Annotated in this window: 14 protein-coding genes; 11 read left to right on the forward strand and 3 right to left on the reverse strand. The window is 54.2% G+C overall.

What is annotated here, in order from left to right:
- The first annotated feature begins 219 nt into the window (after positions 1-219).
- The gene (locus ACJJIV_RS19180) at positions 220-1,503 is read left to right on the forward strand and encodes a condensation domain-containing protein (protein ID WP_444889993.1); all 1,284 of its coding nucleotides are present in this window, start codon (positions 220-222) and stop codon (positions 1,501-1,503) included.
- Positions 1,504-1,604: 101 nt separating this feature from the next.
- Here ACJJIV_RS19180 and ACJJIV_RS19185 read toward each other — a convergent pair whose 3' ends face one another.
- Complete coding sequence (locus tag ACJJIV_RS19185) at positions 1,605-2,756, reverse strand: saccharopine dehydrogenase NADP-binding domain-containing protein (RefSeq protein ID WP_444889994.1); 1,152 nt, start codon at positions 2,754-2,756, stop codon at positions 1,605-1,607.
- Between the two features lie 403 nt (positions 2,757-3,159).
- On the opposite strand from ACJJIV_RS19185, the gene ACJJIV_RS19190 reads away from it, so the two are divergent.
- The 4 genes from ACJJIV_RS19190 to ACJJIV_RS19205 all read left to right on the forward strand — a co-directional run bounded on the left by ACJJIV_RS19190 (position 3,160) and on the right by ACJJIV_RS19205 (position 7,585).
- On the forward strand, positions 3,160-4,434 hold the full coding sequence (locus ACJJIV_RS19190) for an NAD-dependent epimerase/dehydratase family protein (protein ID WP_444889995.1): 1,275 nt from the start codon (positions 3,160-3,162) through the stop codon (positions 4,432-4,434).
- Positions 4,435-4,452: 18 nt separating this feature from the next.
- Entirely contained in the window at positions 4,453-5,757 is a 1,305-nt protein-coding gene (locus ACJJIV_RS19195; protein WP_252082104.1) for a condensation domain-containing protein, read from the forward strand.
- 74 nt (positions 5,758-5,831) lie between these two features.
- The gene (locus ACJJIV_RS19200; RefSeq protein ID WP_444889996.1) at positions 5,832-6,659 is read left to right on the forward strand and encodes a glycosyltransferase; all 828 of its coding nucleotides are present in this window, start codon (positions 5,832-5,834) and stop codon (positions 6,657-6,659) included.
- On the forward strand, positions 6,656-7,585 hold the full coding sequence (locus ACJJIV_RS19205; protein ID WP_444889997.1) for an NAD-dependent epimerase/dehydratase family protein: 930 nt from the start codon (positions 6,656-6,658) through the stop codon (positions 7,583-7,585). Before ACJJIV_RS19200 ends, ACJJIV_RS19205 begins: the two co-directional genes overlap by 4 nt.
- Before the next feature lie 32 nt (positions 7,586-7,617).
- On the opposite strand, the gene ACJJIV_RS19210 is transcribed toward ACJJIV_RS19205, so the two are convergent.
- Together ACJJIV_RS19210 and ACJJIV_RS19215 are read right to left on the reverse strand one after the other, a co-directional pair.
- Positions 7,618-8,343, reverse strand: coding sequence for a UDP-2,3-diacylglucosamine diphosphatase (locus ACJJIV_RS19210; protein WP_444889998.1), 726 nt, complete (start codon positions 8,341-8,343; stop codon positions 7,618-7,620).
- 35 nt (positions 8,344-8,378) lie between these two features.
- Positions 8,379-8,888: a peptidylprolyl isomerase gene (locus ACJJIV_RS19215; protein ID WP_252082100.1), complete on the reverse strand. Its 510-nt coding sequence runs from the start codon at positions 8,886-8,888 to the stop codon at positions 8,379-8,381.
- Between the two features lie 212 nt (positions 8,889-9,100).
- Between ACJJIV_RS19215 and ACJJIV_RS19220 the strand changes: the two genes are divergently transcribed.
- The 6 genes from ACJJIV_RS19220 (at position 9,101) to ACJJIV_RS19245 (ending at position 18,539) form a co-directional block, all read left to right on the forward strand.
- A complete protein-coding gene (locus ACJJIV_RS19220) occupies positions 9,101-10,774 on the forward strand; it encodes a glutamine--tRNA ligase/YqeY domain fusion protein (protein WP_444889999.1) in 1,674 nt (557 codons plus the stop codon).
- A gap of 87 nt (positions 10,775-10,861) precedes the next feature.
- Positions 10,862-12,238, forward strand: a complete 1,377-nt coding sequence (cysS, locus tag ACJJIV_RS19225; protein ID WP_444890000.1) for a cysteine--tRNA ligase — start codon at positions 10,862-10,864, stop codon at positions 12,236-12,238.
- Between the two features lie 109 nt (positions 12,239-12,347).
- Entirely contained in the window at positions 12,348-12,536 is a 189-nt protein-coding gene (locus ACJJIV_RS19230) for a DUF3012 domain-containing protein (RefSeq protein WP_252082097.1), read from the forward strand.
- Positions 12,537-12,551: 15 nt separating this feature from the next.
- Positions 12,552-13,979 carry a Wadjet anti-phage system protein JetA family protein gene (locus tag ACJJIV_RS19235; protein ID WP_444890001.1) on the forward strand — a complete coding sequence of 476 codons (1,428 nt, stop codon included), beginning with the start codon at positions 12,552-12,554 and terminating at the stop codon, positions 13,977-13,979.
- Positions 13,972-14,736, forward strand: a complete 765-nt coding sequence (locus tag ACJJIV_RS19240; protein WP_444890002.1) for a DUF4194 domain-containing protein — start codon at positions 13,972-13,974, stop codon at positions 14,734-14,736. The genes ACJJIV_RS19235 and ACJJIV_RS19240 overlap by 8 nt, the downstream gene beginning before the upstream one ends.
- Before the next feature lie 155 nt (positions 14,737-14,891).
- Positions 14,892-18,539: an ATP-binding protein gene (locus ACJJIV_RS19245; RefSeq protein WP_444890003.1), complete on the forward strand. Its 3,648-nt coding sequence runs from the start codon at positions 14,892-14,894 to the stop codon at positions 18,537-18,539.
- The last annotated feature ends 30 nt before the right edge of the window (positions 18,540-18,569 follow it).

Consider the following 18,569-nt stretch of genomic DNA (forward strand, 5'->3'; position numbering starts at 1 on the left):
GAGTGTATGCAGCTGTTTATTTCCATGCGGGGAGGCCTGCAATACTTAATAAGGGAACGGGCCTCTGAATAGTTCAGTAATTTCAATTGAGGCTTGAAGGTCGAGTGGTATGGGGGTGGGTCTTTGCGAATGGATGAGTCCTTTGCCTGAGCATTCCAGTAGTCGCCTAACAAGATTCTGGCAGAAATAAGATTGATTGAGCGTTCATGGGAGATAAGCATGTCGGGATGGAAGCATGCTGCGGATGTACCCTTATCGATTACCGAGAGGAGTATCTACAACTTACATTACCGAAAAGCCTTGGCAGATATGATCGCCCGTGCAATCAGTATCAAGGGCGCGCTCCAGATCGACCTGTTCAGAGAGGCGGTTCAACGAACTGTCAATACTTACCCTATTGTTCGTTGTCGCTATACCCGCGAGCCTGTTCGACGGATTTTTGCAGATGTCGAATTGGATATATTGGATGTTCGGGGCATGAGTGACTCTCATGTAAAGAGCTTCTTAACCCAATACAGTAATGCGCCAATAGCACTGGATACTGATCAGCTGTTGAGCTTAAGCCTTATCCGTACCGGAGAGGATGAATACATCTTCTTAACGAAGTGTCATCACATTATTACCGATGGGATTAGTTTGTCACTGCTTTGGGGGTTGATACTGAGCACTTATCTGGACCTTGAGAGCGGGGCTGGTTTCCGTCCACAGCCCGAAATCATTGATTACGCCGATTACGTGGGTTTTGAAAATAACTACATCCGTAGCCAGCGGGGACAAAAAGCTCTACAACATTGGCAAAATAAGCTGGCCCGACAAAGAGGCGCGATTGAAGTGGCCTCATCAGGGAAAGGAGTCTCTCTGTATTGTGAAGACTTGGTTTGCACCCTGTATAAGAAAGAGTTCTCCCATATTAAAGAGCGGGCAAGGGCTGCCGGGGTCAGTCACTTTGTCTATCTGTGCGCAGGATTTCAGCAGGCTTTATTCGAACTCCTACAAAAAGATTTTTGGATGAATACGAGCTTGTCACTGCGGATAAAAAGAGAACATCGGAAGGTTTTGGGGCCAATGTTTCGCCAGGTAAACCTGGCGGTGGTTGCTGAGGAAACCTGGAAGGGAAAACTACGGCGGCTGGCCAAAGAAATCCAGTATGCCGTACGAACGGTTTACGTGGCTGATTCGATTGGTCCCCATGGTGTTATTGGCAATAACCTGCCTGCTCCCTGCACCTATTTGATTAACTTTCTGCAAACAGAGGTACAGCAGGAGGGGCTACAAGCGATTTATAACGATGCTTCCTCGAACTGGGTCAATTTAAATGAGAGAGTAAAAATGTGCTCAATGAGTTTGCCCACCCGAATTACACCCTATGGAATCTATCTCTCTCTTGCGGCCTACGGTGGGCACCTTCATAGTAACTTTGTCTATAACGCCAACTGTTTCAGCCGTGACACCGTGCAAAAACTCAGTGATCGGTGGCGTTTTATTTTAGAGAATGGCTGTTAGGCCGAGTTTGCTTGAATTACTGCGCCAAAAATATCAGCAAACTCTCAGTGGGGATGGGCGCAAATCATTCACTTTGCACCAGCGTTGGCCTGGTTACCGCCCTAGCCGGCAAGTGCTGGCATTCGCTCGCGGGAGTGGGTCTCTATAGCCGTAACAATTGAGTGATCATTCAGTTCAAGCAGAATCTCATCCAGACTCAGTAACTGCCAGCAGGCTCTTGCTCCTGCCTCTTCCATTTCTCCGCGTAGAAACTTACGCGCTAGTGCTGCCGCTGGGGCTGCAGGAATCCAGGGGCCATCGCCATTTAGGCCTAATACCTGCCAGCTGCGCGAGGCGCTTTCTCCATGGGCATTTTCCCCTGTAGTACGCACGATCATGCCGCCGTGTGGTGTGCCTCCCGGCCAGCGGTCACTGATCTTATGGCCAAGCTGGGCTAGGCGCGCAGTGGTTGCCGGTAGTTGTAGGCGCGCCAATTGGGCGCAAGCGGATAGGCCGATTTGCAGGGTTAGAGGCTCAAGGCCAGTGGCGAAGCGAGCACTGTGCATCTTGGGAAAATACTTCGGGCAGAGCTCTAGGTCGGGCACATCAAAGTCGCACAGCCAGCGTTTGCCCACTGGGTGGGCCAGGTTGATGGGGCGTAGATTTTTCCCTGCGTGGGATTCGCGCCAGTAGCCGCTCTGCAGCTGTGGAAAGCTGTGGCCAAGGGATTCAAAGCCAGCGCGTACAGTCGCCAAGCCACGATCTATTCGGTGTGCAGGTGCTATGGCAATGTCTACGGAGTGAATCACTGGCAGTTCAAGCTGGATCTCGGCGATTGCGGCGGAGCTCAGCCCGGGTAGGCTACTGGCGCCCGATACCATACTAATGCCTGCGGCCTCTGCGGCGGGGGACAGGCGGTGAAAATCGCACACGAAGCGACGACCATCGGAAATATCAATGTAGGGCGTGCGTGACTCAATGCAGGCTTTTGCAACCCGATAATCACTCTCTTTTTGGAAGGGGCCTGCGCAGTGAATCAAAAGATCCAGGTGGAGGGCTTTGAGTTGCGCAGCCAAGTTGACGGCATCTCTCTCCAGGCGTAAACCTTCGGCGAGCCCGCCGAGTCCTTCGGCACACTGGTCTGCCAGAGCCTTGTTGCGGCCGGCAATAATCAGCTGAATATTGGGCTCGGAGTTCAGCATTTGCGCAATGCGCGCGCCAAAGTTGCCGTAGCCGCCGAGTATTAATACGCGTTTGTTCAGGTTATTAATCACCTGGATCGCACTCCTCTCCCCTGAGGTTAGTTAGAGTGGATCATGCAATGGGGCAGTGACGTAAATCAAGAGAATCTTAGTGACTATTGATTAAATGACTGGCTGGCGGTTTATCACGATTTGCCTTTGCTTGGTGAGTACCGACGAATAAATAGTAATCTTAGGGGGACAACTATGACGTAAAAAGGGTCAACGGATTACCCCCGGCAGGGTTCGTTATTCACGCCTTATCGGCTGTTAAAGAAAACCAGGCGCTATCCCTTAGCCTTATCTAGTTTGTGTCTTACAGGGGCTAATCGATGACACTATTCACTTACTTGACGGTAACCTAATCGGCGGTCTTGTATATTATTTATTCATATCTTTTGGTGTTTGGCGCGGACTTTTCTCTGGGGAGGTTAATATGCGGCAAAACGGTAATGCCCATATTCTGGTGTTGGGGGGAGATGGCTTTTGCGGTTGGCCTACGGCCTTGTTTTTATCGCGGCAGGGGTACAGGGTCACTATCGTGGATAACTTCTCAAGGCGTCGTATCGATGAGGAGTTGGGGGTGGAATCCCTGACACCGATTGAGAGTATTGGGCAGCGCTTGCAGTGTTGGTGGGAGACGACCGGGCTAAATATCGGGCTGCACAGGCTGGATTTGGCTTGTGACTACGAGCCGCTAATGGAGTTGATTGCCGAGACCCAGCCCGCTGCTATTGTGCACTTTGCTGAGCAACGCGCAGCGCCATATTCCATGAAATCCTCGCGTCATAAACGCTACACCGTTTCCAACAATATCAATGCCACTAATAATCTTCTCGCCGCAGTGGTGGACGCCGGCGTCGATTGCCATATCGTTCATCTCGGTACTATGGGAGTTTATGGTTATGGCTCTGCGGGCATGAAGATTCCAGAAGGTTATCTGGATGTGGAAATACCGATGGCTGACGGCCAGAGGGTGTCCCAGCAGATACTCTATCCCACTAACCCTGGCAGTATTTACCATCTGACGAAATCCCAGGATCAGCTGCTCTTTGCCTACTACAACAAAAATGATGGTGTGCGAATTACAGATTTACACCAGGGGATAGTGTGGGGAACACAAACAGTGGAAACCTCCCTGGATGAGCGCCTAATCAACCGCTTCGACTATGACGGTGATTATGGCACTGTACTGAACCGCTTTCTGATGCAAGCCGCTACCGGCCATGAATTGACTGTACACGGTACCGGCGGGCAAACCCGTGCATTTATTCATATCTCCGATACCGTGCGCTGTATCCAACTGGCGATCAACTCTCCTCCCGCCGCAGGAGAGCGGGTGCGTATCATGAACCAAATGACCGAAACCCATCGGGTGCGTGATCTCGCCAAAATGATTGCCGATGTGAGCGGAGCCAAGGTGGCATTTGTCGACAATCCGCGCAATGAGGCTGCGGAAAATGATTTATTTGTGGAGAATGCCAGCCTCTGTAACCTGGGGTTAAAGCCGACTTTTTTGGCCCAGGGATTACTGGAGGAAATCTCTGAAGTAGCAGGTAAATATGCCTATCGCTGCAATGCAGACCTGATCCCGTGTCGCTCTTACTGGCGCACCCACAAAGTCCAGGAAAGTACTCCAGATGTTGAGACACCACACCTGCACAAGGTACTTGAGGGGGCCCAGAATTTGATTCGGCCCACTAACTCTTAGCCGACGACTGGAACTCCTATGCCAGGCTGGGATTGCTCTGCGAATGTGCCTCTGTCGATTACGGAGCAGAGTATTTACAACCTGAATCACCGCAAGGTACTGGCGGACCTGATTACCCGCGCCATGCGTATTAAGGGGGACGTAGATGTCGAACTGTTTGAGCGGGCTGTGCCCACGGTTGTAAACGCTTATCCTATTTTCCGATGCCGCTACCGGGATGAGCCGGCTATTCGAAGTTTTGATGATATCGAACTGGACTACATGGATATTCGCCATATGAGTGAGGCGCATATCACCAGCTTCCTGCGCCAGTTCAGCAGCTCCCCCATGGATTTAAATTCGGACCAGCTGCTAGGCCTCAGCCTTTTTCGCACCGGTGAGGATGAATATATTTTCTTGACCAAGTGCCACCACATTATTACCGATGGCATTAGTCTGTCTCTGTTGTGGGCCGAATCCCTAGCTGCCTACCTGGCAATGGGAGCAGGGAAATCCTATAAACCCCGCGGGGAGTCCACCGATTTTGCCGACTATATCAATTTTGAAGAGACATATCTTGGGACGGAGCGTGGGCAAAAAGCCAGTTACTATTGGCGCAATAAGCTAGAGCTGCAGAGAGAAGCCGTTTGGCAGGCTTCGCACCAAGAGATTGTCTCAATTAATTGTGATGAGGTGATTCTCAATATTGACGGAGCCGATTTTACGCAGATTCAAGCCAATGTCAGTGATGCAGAAATCAGCTTGTTTGTCTTCTTATGCGCCGCCTACGAGCAAACTTTATGTGAATTTCTTCATCATGATTTTTGGCTAAATACCAGCTTGTCTCTGCGCTTAAAGCGAGAGCACCGCTATATTCTTGGTCCCATGTTTCGCTATGGCAATTTGTCAGTTTGCAGAAATGAATCCTGGTCAGAAAAACTCGTGCGCCTGTCACGAGAGATCCGGCATGCGATGCGCACGGCCTACGCTGCTGATTCAATTGGCCCTCACGGCAGTATCGGTCACAACCTTAACGCCTCAAGCTGCTTTCTAATTACTTTTCTTCAGGCGGAGGAGCATCATGAAGGGTTTACCGCTGTGTATACCGGCGAAACTTCAGAGTGGGTAGAAATTAGTGAGAATTTGAAAATACATACGACCCCGCTGCCAACGCGTCTCACCCCTTACGGAATTTACCTCTCACTGGCAGTTTATGGCGGCCAGTTACGGGCGAGCTTTATCTATAATGTGAACTGTTTCAGCTTTAAGCAGGTGGAGAGCATTGCAGATCGCTGGTGCCTTCGCTCAATTTATGGAGCGGATGAGAAAATGCCTCCCCTGTGAGTCTCCCACGGGCATTTCTGAGTGTCAGGCAGTGCGTATACCTAACTAGTGTTAAACAGATTGCAGTAGCCACCATGTCTCGTTGTGCCTTTATTACCCTCGTAAACAGCCAGGATTATGTGATTGGTGCGGTTGCGCTAAAACGTTCGCTGGAAAGGGTGAGGGCTGCATACCCTTTGATAGCAATGGTGGTTGCCGATTCTGTGGATACGGAACCGCTGGAATTATCTGGATGCCTGGTGCGGGAGGTCAGCCCACCAGATTTTTCTGAGGCATTTATCCAGCGCCACGAGCGCGCAGGACTTCACATGCGCGCGCCTTTTGATAAGGGGGAAAAACCGAGGTTCCATATTCCACTGAATAATTTTTGCAAGCTGTCCCTCTGGCAGCTGGAGGAATATGACAAGCTAATTTTTCTCGATGCAGATATGTTGGTACTGCGCAATATCGACCACCTGATGGGATACCCTGAATTTTGTGCCGCGCCCAATCTCTATGAAAACTTGGACGGCTTTGGTCGAATGAATTCTGGCCTGTTTACCGCCGTACCTTGTGTAGAAACCTACCGAGCAATGATGACCTTGTTAGACAAGCCGGGCGCTTTTTGGCGGCGCACGGACCAGACTTTTCTGCAGGCATTTTTCCCTCGCTGGCACGGTATGCCTTATATCTACAATGCCTTGCAATATCTGTATCTGAATCTACCGCAATTATGGTTGTGGAGTAGCATCCATGTGATTCACTATCAATACGAAAAACCCTGGCAAAAGGACCATACGAAAATGGAGCAGCTCAGACCCTTGATCGAATTGTGGTGGGCAGTCAATCAGGGTCGTGATATCGGTGCGAGAATCGAGCAGTTGACCCATGAGCAGAGTCAATCAGTGAGTAGTGCCCAGTGAATATCGGCATCACTGGCGCCAGTGGCTATGTGGGGCAGTTTATTGTCCGTTACTTTCTCGATCATGGTTATAAAGTGCGAGCACTATCCCGCACAGGTCATAAATCTGGGTTATTTCCTTTTGCTACAGGTAGCAACTTTGAGTGGGTTGCTGGCGATATGGCGGATCGTGCAGTTCTATCCAGATTTGTTAGTGGTTTGAATGCGATAGTGCACTGTGCCTATGATCACTTGCCTGGGCGTTATCGTGGTGGGGAAGGGGAGAATCTTTCCGGTTATCTCCAATCTAACCTGAACAGTACGCTGCTACTGATGCAAGTGGCTCATACTGCCTCCGTGGATAAATTTGTTTTTATTTCCAGCAGGGCCGTGTACGCGACGGGGTGTTTGCGAGGCAACTTGTACGAGCATCAGGCGGCCTTGCCCGATACATTTTATGGGGCTTACAAATCGGCGGTGGAAGCGATGGTTTCCGCTTGGGCCCAGCAGCGTCAATGGCATGCGGTCTCCCTGCGTCTCACCGGAGTCTATGGTGTGGTGAATCCCCTCGAGCGCAGTAAGTGGTATGACATTGCTCGCGCAGTGGTGAGCGGTGAGCCCTTCACTCAAACCAGAGTTGCCACAGAAGTGCATGGGGAAGATGTCGCCAGGGCAGTGGAGTTGGTCCTATCGGAGGCGGATGCCAAGGGGAGGGCGGTGAATTGCAGTGATCGCCTAGTGAGTTTCCGAGAGGTGGCGGAGATTTTGCAGTCCATGTTGGGAAAGCCTAGCCCTCTGCCTCCGGAAGCTCAGGGGGAGCGGCCAGCAATAATGGATTGCGCTTATTTACAGGCCAAAGGGTTCCGCTTTGGTGGGGCGAAGCGCCTGCGCCACAGCCTGCGCCTCTTGGCGGAGGCTGTGAAGCTCGAACAAAAGCTCTGTCACTAACTATTGGGAAGCTGGATGTGGATAGCCCTGCTTCAGCCGATTGGCCAGTGCATCAGTTCCAATGTTTCCCCTCTCGCTTTTAGGCACCAGGCATTGCGATCCCAGTCTCCCAGTACAATGCGCTCCGCTGCAGCGTCATCAAGTGAGAAGGGGTGGCGACCGGGCCTGTGGGTGTGGCCGTGGATCAAGGTATTTACGTTGTATTCACGCATCACTCTTTCCACTTCCTCAGGGGTAACATCCATGATGTCTTCCGCTTTGCGACTATTCATGGCTTTGGAGGCGGCGCGAATCTGTGCGGCGATAGCGCGGCGTTCTTCCAAAGGCTTGGCCAGCAACCCCTGTTGCCAATTGGGGTCCCGCGCCTGGCGCCGAAAAGTCATATATTCCTCGTCGCGAGTGCAGAGGCTGTCGCCATGCATTAAGAGAACCTGCCGGCCAGCCAAAGTGAGGGTAGTTGGGTCTTGCAGTAGCACCGCACCTGTGCGCTGGGCAAAATCGGTACCGAGCAGGAAATCGCGGTTGCCATGCATTAGGTACAGTTCCACCCCGGTGCCACTGTAGTGGCTTAACTCCCGCACCACCTCTTCAATCAGGGGGGCATCGTCGTCATCGCCAATCCAGGCCTCGAAGAAGTCGCCGAGAATATACAGTGCTTCGGCACCGGCGGCGGGGCCGCGCAGAAAATCAAAAAAAGCCTGGGTAATCTCCGGTCGGTTCTCATCGAGGTGCAGATCGGAAATAAAATAAATAGACAATGTCCCCGCCTTAGAGCCTAAATGGGCTCGAAAAATTACTTGTCTGCGTAGTCGTCAGAAATGCTGATACCGGTGATTTCGATGGTTTCCATGGGTACGTCCTGATGAAAGCCCTTGCTGCCGGTTTTTACGCTCTTGATCTTATTGACCACGTCCATACCGTCGGCCACTTTGCCGAACACGCAGTAACCCCAGCCTTGGGTGTCTTTGCTGCGGAAGTTCAGGAAGTCGTTGTCCTTTACATTGATAAAGAACTGGGAGCTGGCGGAGTGGGGGTCCATGGTGCGGGCCATGGCCAGGGTGCCGGTGTCATTCTTCAGGCCGTTGTCCGCTTCGTTTTCAATGGACTCGCGGGTTTCTTTCTGCTCCATGTCGGGGGTCATGCCGCCACCCTGAATCATGAAGTTGTCGATCACCCGGTGGAAAATGGTCCCAGTGTAAAAATCGTCACGGCAGTACTGCAGGAAGTTGGCTGCGGTCTTTGGGGCCTTGTCGAAATCCAGTTCGATAGCAATATCTCCGTGGGTAGTGTGCAAGGTGATCATAAAATGTCCTATGAGGGTTGATTTCGGCCGGCATGATACCTTTTAGTCAGGAGCTGTAAAACGCCGAGTCGCGATATCATAATGGATTGCCTAAAAAGTGTGCGCCAACAGCAAAAATCATCGTCTGGCGCTCAGCTAAATAGGATATTCTGTGGCTCAACTAGGGTATAATTCGCCGTTTATGTTCGCACAGCTGTAAATAAGAGAATCCTATGACATCCGAGAGCAAGCCCGCTCACTTTTTACAGAACCTTATTCGCGAAGACCTGGCAGAGGGCCGGGTATCCCAGGTGGCAACCCGCTTTCCACCGGAGCCGAATGGATATCTACATATTGGACACGCCAAATCCATCTGCCTGAACTTTGGTTTGGCACAGGAGTTTGGCGGCACCTGCAATTTACGTTTTGATGACACCAACCCCGCTAAGGAAGAGGAAGAGTTTGTCGAGGCGATTAAGCGCGACGTTTCTTGGCTCGGTTTTGAGTGGAATGGCGAGGCCAAATATTCCTCGGATAATTTTGACCAATTGTACGAGTGGGCACTGCACCTGATTAAAGATGGCAAGGCCTACGTGTGCGATCTGTCCGCAGAAGAAGCCCGTCACTACCGCGGCACGCTGAAAGAGCCGGGTAAGAACAGCCCTTACCGGGATCGCTCCGTCGAGGAAAACCTGGCGCTGTTTGAAAAGATGCGCAACGGTGAAATGGAAGAGGGCCAGTGCAGCCTGCGTGCCAAGATCGATATGGCCGCACCCAATATTAACCTGCGCGACCCGATTATCTACCGCATCAAAAAGATGGCTCACCACCAGACCGGTGATAAGTGGTGCATTTACCCCAGCTACGATTTCGCTCACGGCCAGTGTGATGCGATTGAGGGTATCAGCCACTCTATCTGTACCCTGGAATTCGAAGATCACAAGCCGTTGTACGACTGGCTGATCGAGAACCTGCCGGTGCCCTCGCGTCCGCGTCAGTACGAGTTTGCCCGCCTGCACCTCAACTATACCGTGGTGTCCAAGCGCAAGCTCAAGCAACTGGTAGACGAAGGCCATGTAGACGGATGGGATGATCCCCGCATGCCGACCCTGTCCGGTATGCGCCGTCGCGGCTTTACCCCGGCTTCCATTCGCAACTTCTGCGAGATGATCGGTGTAACCCGCTCCGACTCAGTTGTCGATGTGGGCATGCTGGAATACAGCATTCGCGACGATCTGGATAAAAATGCACCGCGCGCCATGTGTGTGATGGAGCCTTTGAAGGTCACCCTGAAAAATTACCCGGAAGGCCAGGAAGAGATGCTGTCAGCACCCGGCCACCCGGTGCGCGATGATCTGCCGGCCCGTGAACTTCCTTTTGGCCGCACTCTCTATATTGAGAAAGAGGATTTCCGCGAAGAGGCCAACAAGAAGTACAAGCGCCTGGTGTTGGGCAAAAAGGTACGTTTGCGCAACGCCTATGTGATCTTTGCCGAAGAAGTCGTGAAGAATGATGCCGGTGAAATTGTTGAGGTGATCTGCTCGGTTGATCTGGACACCCTGGGTAAGGACCCGGCCGACGGTGTTAAGCCGAAGGGCGTGATTCATTGGGTATCTGCCGATAACAATGTCGATTGCGAAGTGCGTCTCTACGATCGCCTGTTCAACGATGCGGCGCCGGATGCCGGCGGTAAGAACTTCCTCGACTGCGTAAACCCGGACAACCTGCAAATCCTAAAAGGCTGTAAGGCGGAAATCGGCCTGGCCAAAGCGGAACCAGAGCGGGGCTACCAGTTCGAGCGCAACGGCTACTTCTGTCGCGACAGCAAGTACGGCAGCGCAGAAGCGCCGGTGTTTAACCGCACCATTGGTCTGCGCGACAGCTGGGCCAAAGAGCAAAACAAATAGCAAAGCGGAGAGCTGCCCGAGCGGCAGTTTTCGCGGTTGGGTCAGGGGCTGGCCCAGCCACACAGCAAAAAGAATTTGAGAGAAAAGATGTCTCTACAGGTCTACAACACTTTTTCCGGGAAGAAAGAACCCTTCGTACCACTGGTGGAAGATCAGGTGCGCATGTATGTGTGTGGCCCCACCGTGTACAACCGCGTGCATATTGGCAATGCCCGCCCTGTGGTGGTGTTTGACACCCTGTACCGGGTACTGAAAAGAAATTTCAGCGATGTGATTTACGCGCGCAATATCACCGATATTGACGACAAAATCATGAAGACCGCGCGGGATAACGGCGAGGAAATCGCTGTACTATCTGCCCGCTATGCCCAGGCTTACTACGAGGATATGGCCGCGCTCAATAACCTGGAGCCGGATATCGTTCCCTACGCCACCCAGCACCTGCCGGAAATGATCGCGATGATCGAAAGCCTGCTGGAGAAGGGTCACGCTTACGCCGCCGAGGGCCATGTGCTGTTCGCGGTGGAGTCCATGCAGGAATACGGTCAGCTGTCCAAGCGCTCCCTCGACGATATGCTCGCCGGTGCGCGGGTGGAAGTAGCGCCTTACAAAAAGTACGCCGGCGACTTCGTACTGTGGAAGCCGTCCGCCGATGACGAGCCCGGCTGGGACAGCCCCTGGGGCCGTGGGCGCCCGGGTTGGCACTTGGAGTGCTCGGCCATGATCAAGAAGCACCTGGGTGACACTATCGATATCCATGGCGGCGGTCGCGACCTGACCTTCCCGCACCACGAGAACGAGCGCGCCCAAAGCTGCTGCGCCAATGGCGTGGATTTTGTGCGCTACTGGATGCACAACGGCTACGTGAATATCGACGGCGAGAAGATGTCCAAGTCCCTTGGCAACTTCCGCATGGTCAAAGACCTGCTGGCGCTTTACCCTGGCGAGGTACTGCGCTTCGCACTGCTATCTGCCCACTACCGTTCAGAACTGAATTTCAGTGCTGACCTGCTGGATCAGGCTTGGCGCACCCTGGATACCCTCTACGGTGCACTGCGTGAAACCGCAGTGGTTGAGGCGCAAGCGGCAGATTTGACTGACACTGCTTTCCTTAAAGCGCTGGAAGACGACCTGAATACGCCGATCGCCATTAGCGAATTGCACCAGATTGCCCGCGATTTGAACAAGGCCGAAGACGCCGATAAAGCACGCCTAAAAGGTTTGTTGCTGGCGGCCGGTGAAATGCTTGGCATTTTGCAGCAAGACCCGGAAGCTTGGTTCAAGCAGGCCCGCGGTGGCGAAGAAACTATTTCCGCAGAGGAAATTGAAGTGCTGATTGAAGAGCGCGTGCAGAGCAAGAAAAACCGTGACTTTGCCCGCGCCGATGAGATTCGCGAAGAGTTAAAATCCAAGGGTGTGGTGCTTGAGGATAGCCGTGAGGGCACTAAGTGGCGCCGCGAGTAGGGCGTCTCTAACCCCTAAACGACATCCTTTAACTACGCCTATTGATTCTCCCTGTCTGGTCGCAGCTGGGGAGAAAAAGCCATTCGAATTTCATTTGTAGAAGCGAACTATGAAAAAAGTACTCGTTCTGATCTGCTCCGCTGTTGCCCTTGTCGCACTGACCGCCTGTGAGCCCAAGCGCGGCTCCGATGCCTGGTGTGAAAAAATGGATAAGGTGCCCAAGGGCCAATGGACCCTGGATGATGGACGCGACTACACCAAGTACTGCGTCTTCAACCAAAAGCCGGAAGAGGAATAAGCGGGCCTATAGTCGTTGTTCTTCGTCGATTCCTACCAGCACTTCTTCCGCCCGCTGACCGGTAAATACCGCGAACAGGTGGTTGAGTGCTTGCGTCTTTTGTATGAGCGTCTGTACACCGCCAAGGCTGACTACGGTGAGTCTTTGCTGCGCGAGCAGATCCTGGAAATTTTTGCCGAGGCCCTGACCCGCGCGCCCCAACTCGATAGTGAAGATGGAGTGCAGGACCCCGAGGGCCGCTTCCGCAACCTGCGCGATCAGGCCGTCTGGGTACTGAACAGTTTGGTGGAATTCGGTTGGCTGGAGAAGCAGGTGGACAGCGCCACGCTCACCGCCACCTATCCGTTTAGCCGCCGAGGCCGACTTTTCACTCAGCCGCTAGTGGAAGTGAATGGCACTCGCGTGCGCACCCGCCACCGCAATACCCGCAACACCTTGAATGCCCTGGAGGCCTTTGCCAGCCGAGGTGAAATACACGACTTGATCGATGCCTGGGAATACTCCGAGCGTATCGTGGCGGATTTCACCGATATGATCGCCGAGCTGGAAGAGCGCAAGCGGGAAATGGTGTGCGAGGTGGAGGCCCAATTGCTGGTGCAGCAGGCTACCGATGAGTTTTTCTCCTTTATGGAGAGCCGCTTCCAGCCGGACCTGGCTATCCGTTTGTCTGCGGACAGCGTGGAAAAACATCGCGATTCCATCAATCGGGTGATTGACTGCATTCGCAGAAAGGAGGATATGCAGAAAGCGGAGTGGGAGAAGCGCCTGCGCCAGCTGCTGCCGGAATTGATGCAGCCGGGCCACTCCCTGCTGTGGCTAATGCTCGATACCATCGAGGACCGCATGCGTCGTGCCTGCGAGGTGAAGTTGCCCGCTTTGCGCCGCGCACTACAGGGCTTTACCAAGCGCGCGGATATTATTATTCGCCAGCTCAGCTACCTGCACAGCCAGGCCGAGGGCGAGTTTGCCGACCTGTGCCAGCGTCTCGGTGAGAGCCAGCAAAAAACACATATCCTCGAACAGCTGGGCGAACAGCTGGGCGGCTTCCAGCTGCGCCTGTTTGACCCCAAGCAAACCCAGCTGTGGCAGCGCAACCGCCGCCAACCGGTAAATACCCGGGTCGAAGATGAAACCCCCATCGGTGAGGAGAACCGCCGCGAGATCGAGCTGCAACAACTGCTCGACCAGGCGTTTAACTTCAACAACAGTAACCTGCGCGATTATCTGAGCGATGCCCTCGGCACCGGCCGCCAGATCAACAGCCGCAACCTGCCATTGCGGGATGCGCGTGATCTGCTCGCTATGAGCCATGTGATCGAAGCGGCGGCGGTGAACCAGAGCGGTGCCGCCGACTTGCAGGTGAAATTTACCGGTGAAATCGCCAGCAATGATTATTTCACCGAATTTGACGAATATATCCTGGAGCTGAAAAACAGTGATTGAACAGGCTTTGGAAGAGGCCCTGGCGCAGTGTCGCCTGAACCGCAGTGAATTCTCCGAGCTGCTGGTGCGCCTGTTGGATTACGGCGTTATCTGCCGGGATGAAAGCGTTATCGAAACCACGCTTTACGATCGCTTCCAGCGCTGCGAGCAGCTGGTACGCGAGTGGTTGGCCCCGCTGGGATTGCGTTTGCAGCACGACAGCCGTTTCCAGTTTATCCGAGTGTATCCGCCCGGCGCCGAAGTGCCGGGACTGCCGGATCAGGAAGAGCCGCACCACGGCGGCTTCCGCGCCCGCCTCAGTCAGCAGGAAGTGGCCGCGATTCTCGCCCTGCGCGTGGAATACGATAAAGCGCTGCGGGAAGGGCAGGTGGATGAGAGTGGTTGCGCCGCGCTATCGATGGAAGCCCTGGAACTGGGCATGCGCAATCTGCTGAAAATGTCCCTGCCGGATAAGCACGCCGAGCGTAAAAACCTGCTGAAGAAATTGCGCCAGCTGCGTTTGGTACAGTTCAGCAGCGAAGAGGTGGAGGCTAGTGCGGAAGTGTGGCTGCGCGTGCGCCCGACTATCGCCCACTTTGTCAGCGAGTCGGTATTGCACCAGCTGATCGACAGCGAAGTCCCGCCCGTCGTGGAGAGCAAGGCCACTCAAACTGATGAAATTGATGAGGCTGAAGAGGCGGAACAAGAGCAAGCGCTCGAACGCATCACTCCAGAAGTCGAAGATAACAGCCTGTTTGAGAGTGAAGCGGCTTCTTAGTTAAAAATTGAGGCCGCAGTAGCGGCTATAAAAAATCGAAAACATTCGACCGTCCGGGTTTGCGTAAATCGCGCCCGGGAGCCTCGGAGAAGGGTGTCGGCTTCCCGCCAGCAAAAAGACCCTGCTTTTGAAAAGACCGTTTTTTTGAAAAGACTATGTTCCTAAAAAAACTGATCCTGATTAACTGGGGCAATATCCCGCAGTTGGAATATGATTTCGGCCCGATCAACCTGTTTTCCGGTGGCAACGGTTCCGGTAAAACCACGGCGGCTGATGCTATCCAGACATTGATGACCGCCGCCCACGATACCCTGTTTACCTTTAACCCGGGGCAGGATGAAACCACCCAGCGCGGGCGCGGTGGCAAGCAGGTACGGACGCTAGCTTCCTATGTACTGGGTTGTGACGACGGCAGTTACGCTCGTGTAGAGCCCACTGACTGTTACATCGCCGGTATTTTCCATCCCACCAGCGGTGAAGACGATGCTGAGCCTTTTACTGCAGTGATGGGTATTCGTGCGCACCTGGATAACAGCAGCAAGCCCGTCCAGGCTCGCCAAAGTGATTTGCGCTTTTTCGTATTCCCCGGTGAACAGTTGGTGATGGGGGATTTTGTCCGGGACTACACCGATGGCAAACACCTGCTGCCGCTGGATAAATTCAATCAAGTCCTGAGCAAGCAGTTCGAAAAAGTAGAGCAGTACGACAAGAAAAAGGCCTACCTGCGCCGCCTTTACGGTGCCCTGCGCGGACGCCGCGATGCGGTCTCCGATCGCGAGGCCATGCACGCCGCGCGCACCTTTGCCAACTTTATGGCCTATAAGCCGGTAAAAAGCATCAACGATTTTGTCGCCCAGGAAGTGTTGGAAAAACGCGATCTGGGTGATGCCATCCGCTCCGTCTCCGAACTGATGAAAACCATTCACAGCATGGAGCAGGAAGCCCGCCAGATTGTGGAGCGGGTCAGTTCCCTGGAGGCCATCGCCCAGTCGGTAGAGCTCTACCGGGAGCAGTGGTTGCAGTTGCGGGTGCAGGAATATTTGTGCGCACGCCATCGCCAGCAGCGGGTACAAAAGAGTTATCTGAGTGGCAAGAATGACCAGAAAAAACTGCGCAGCGATCTGGACAACAATGAGCGTGAAGTGCGCGTCGCCTCCGAACGCGTCGAGCAGCTCAACGGCCAGCTGGTAGAGCTTCAAGCCCAGCGTCTGGGTATTGATGCGCTGCGCAATAAGGACGAACTGGAGCAGCGTATTAACAATGCCCTGAGCCTTCTGTCCCAGCAGCACACCCCCATGTCTGCCGAAGAGGCCCGCTGGCGCGAGAACCGTGAGGCTGCCGAAGAATTATTAAACCTGCTCAACTCGACCTCCGCCGAGCTGGAAATTCCCGCTTTCTCTGATAAAGCACTGGTGCAGGCGATCAAGCAGGTAGCCCGCGAGGAAGACCTGCCGGATCTGCACAAGCTGTTAGGCAAGGACTGGATTGACCTGGCTGCATTGGAGCCACTGCGCGAGCGCGCTGCCAGCAGTGAGGCCCTACAGAACCGCCTCTACGACCTGCTGGATAGTAGTGGCAAAGCTGGCGTCGGTGATGAGGTTTCCCCCAAAGAGCAGATTGCCCAGCAGGCTTCCCGCTGGGAGCAAAAAGTACAGCAGCTGCAAAAGCAGTTGCGCACCCAGGAGAGCCGCATTCAGCATCTCCAGGCCAACCGCGTACGCTACCCCCAATCGGTGGAAGCGGCCCTGGCCGCAATTCGCGAGCAGTGCCCGCAGGCGGAGCCCCGTGTCCTGTGTGATTATGTGGAAGTGCTGGATGAGCGCTGGCAGATGGCGATTGAAGGCTATCTGGGCGGCGCGCGCTTCTCGATTATTGTGGAGCCGGAACACGAGGCCCGCGCGATTCGCATCGTGCGCAGCCTGCCCGGGCGCAACAACCGCGCCCGTGTGATCCAGGGGGACAAAGCCCGCCGCGATGCGGAGCGCCTGGATACGCCGTCGGGCTCCATTATCGAACTGATGGAGTTCACCCATAAAACTGCCGAGCATTATCTGCGCGCTTCCTACGGTGCCGTGGTACAGGTGGAGGATGAGCACGAGCTGCGCGGCACCCGCCGGGGCCTGACTGCCGACGGTATGGCCAGTGGCAACTACAGCATGTGGCGCTGCGATATGGACGATGCCGAGCTGGTCTTCGGCCAGGGCGCCCGCGCCCGCGCACTGGCGGCGCAGCAGCGCGCTATGGAGCAGTTGCTGGAAGAGGCCGCCCACGTCAACGAGCGCCACCAGCTCTACCGCCGGGTCACCAACGCGGTGCGAGGGTTGGCGAATATCAAGCTGTTGTCCATTGTGGATTCCGCCCTGGCGGCACAGCGGGAATGGCGCAGCGCCGAGCGGGCTCTGGAAAACCTGGACCTGAAGGACTTCGAGCAGTTCGAGCAGCAGGTCGATGAACTCAAGGCCCAGCTCAAAGATCAGCAAAAGCAGCTGTCTGACCTCCAGCGCAAGCATGGCTCTCTGGAGACCAAGCTAAGAAGCAACGAAAAACTCTTATACGCGCTGTCTGGCGAGCTGGAATCCCTGGACGATGCTGCCAGTGACAGCGAGGAAATGGTAAGGCGCATTACCGCCATCGATCCCACCTTCGATGCCGAGCAAGTGCTGGTTACTGCCGACGAGCAGGTAGAGCGCGCCGCCGACAACTTCGACTTCTCAGCGGATATCGAAAGTTGGCATGGACAGCTGGAGAAATACAGTCGCCAGTTGGATCGCGCGGTGATGGAGTACAACGCCACCTGTGCCAGCGTCGATACCCTGGTGTTTGAGCCGGACTTGAGTGGCGGCCACAAAGATGGCTTGTTCAAGTTGATCAGCGGTCTCGGAGATCAGGTAGAGACCCTGCGCAACCGCCTGAAGAATAACCTGCTGGTGGAGCGCCACGATCAACTGCTGGGATTGAAAAAATCCTTTAACACCACTTTTGTAACCCACTTGTGCCACGCTATTTACCAGTCCATTAACGATGGTAAGCGCGTGTTGGATGATCTGAATAAAGAGCTGGAGCATCACCGCTTTGGTGCCGACCGCGAGCGCTTCCGTTTCGACTACCAGTGGGTGGCGGAATTCAAGGAATATTGGAGCTTCTTTAAGGCGGTAATTGAACTGCCGAATCTGGGCGAAGAGCAGAGCCTGTTCGACACGGACTTGGCGCCCAAGCACCGTAAGGTGCGGGATCGCCTGTTGAGTATGCTGCTGAGTGAGGACGAGCAGGTGGCACGGCGCGAGCTGGATCGAATCAGCGACTACCGCAACTACCGCAGCTATGAGATCTATAAGGAACCGGAAGGTAAGGAGCCGATTGCGCTCAGCCAGTACGGCACCGGTTCCGGTGGTCAGCTGGAAACGCCGGCTTATATTATCCGCTCCGCAGCGGTCACTTCGGCCTTCCGCTTTGGTGAAAGCGGCAGCCATTTGCAAATGGTGCTGGTGGATGAAGCCTTCTCCAAAATGGATGAGTCCCGCTCCAAGGAAGTGATTCGTTACCTGACTGAAACCCTTGGGCTACAGCTGCTGTTCATTATGCCCAGCAGTAAATCGGGGCCTTTTATGGACCTGATCTCGAATCAGTTTGTATTCAGTAAGTGCCCCAGTGCCAAGCCCATCGGCCAGCTGAATACGCGGGTGTATGTCGATCGCAAGGTGTGCAACCAGGAGCGTATCGCCGAACTCTGGGCCAATCACCGCCGCGCGATTCGCCAGCAGGCGTCGCTGGATTTTATGGACCTGGTAGAAGTAGAGGGATAGGTATTTTCGGGGGGAACCCCTCCATTGGCA

The organism is Microbulbifer mixtoriginis (SeqCode) (assembly GCF_052466765.1).

What these genes read in the sequence shown, in the direction of transcription:
- ACJJIV_RS19180 (WP_444889993.1), top strand. Translation starts at nt 220, where the DNA reads ATGTCGGGATGGAAGCATGCTGCGGATGTACCCTTATCGATTACCGAG.
- ACJJIV_RS19190 (WP_444889995.1), top strand. Translation starts at nt 3,160, where the DNA reads ATGCGGCAAAACGGTAATGCCCATATTCTGGTGTTGGGGGGAGATGGC.
- ACJJIV_RS19195 (WP_252082104.1), top strand. Translation starts at nt 4,453, where the DNA reads ATGCCAGGCTGGGATTGCTCTGCGAATGTGCCTCTGTCGATTACGGAG.
- ACJJIV_RS19200 (WP_444889996.1), top strand. Translation starts at nt 5,832, where the DNA reads ATGTCTCGTTGTGCCTTTATTACCCTCGTAAACAGCCAGGATTATGTG.
- ACJJIV_RS19215 (WP_252082100.1), bottom strand. Translation starts at nt 8,888, where the DNA reads ATGATCACCTTGCACACTACCCACGGAGATATTGCTATCGAACTGGAT.
- ACJJIV_RS19220 (WP_444889999.1), top strand. Translation starts at nt 9,101, where the DNA reads ATGACATCCGAGAGCAAGCCCGCTCACTTTTTACAGAACCTTATTCGC.
- cysS (WP_444890000.1), top strand. Translation starts at nt 10,862, where the DNA reads ATGTCTCTACAGGTCTACAACACTTTTTCCGGGAAGAAAGAACCCTTC.
- ACJJIV_RS19230 (WP_252082097.1), top strand. Translation starts at nt 12,348, where the DNA reads ATGAAAAAAGTACTCGTTCTGATCTGCTCCGCTGTTGCCCTTGTCGCA.
- ACJJIV_RS19245 (WP_444890003.1), top strand. Translation starts at nt 14,892, where the DNA reads ATGTTCCTAAAAAAACTGATCCTGATTAACTGGGGCAATATCCCGCAG.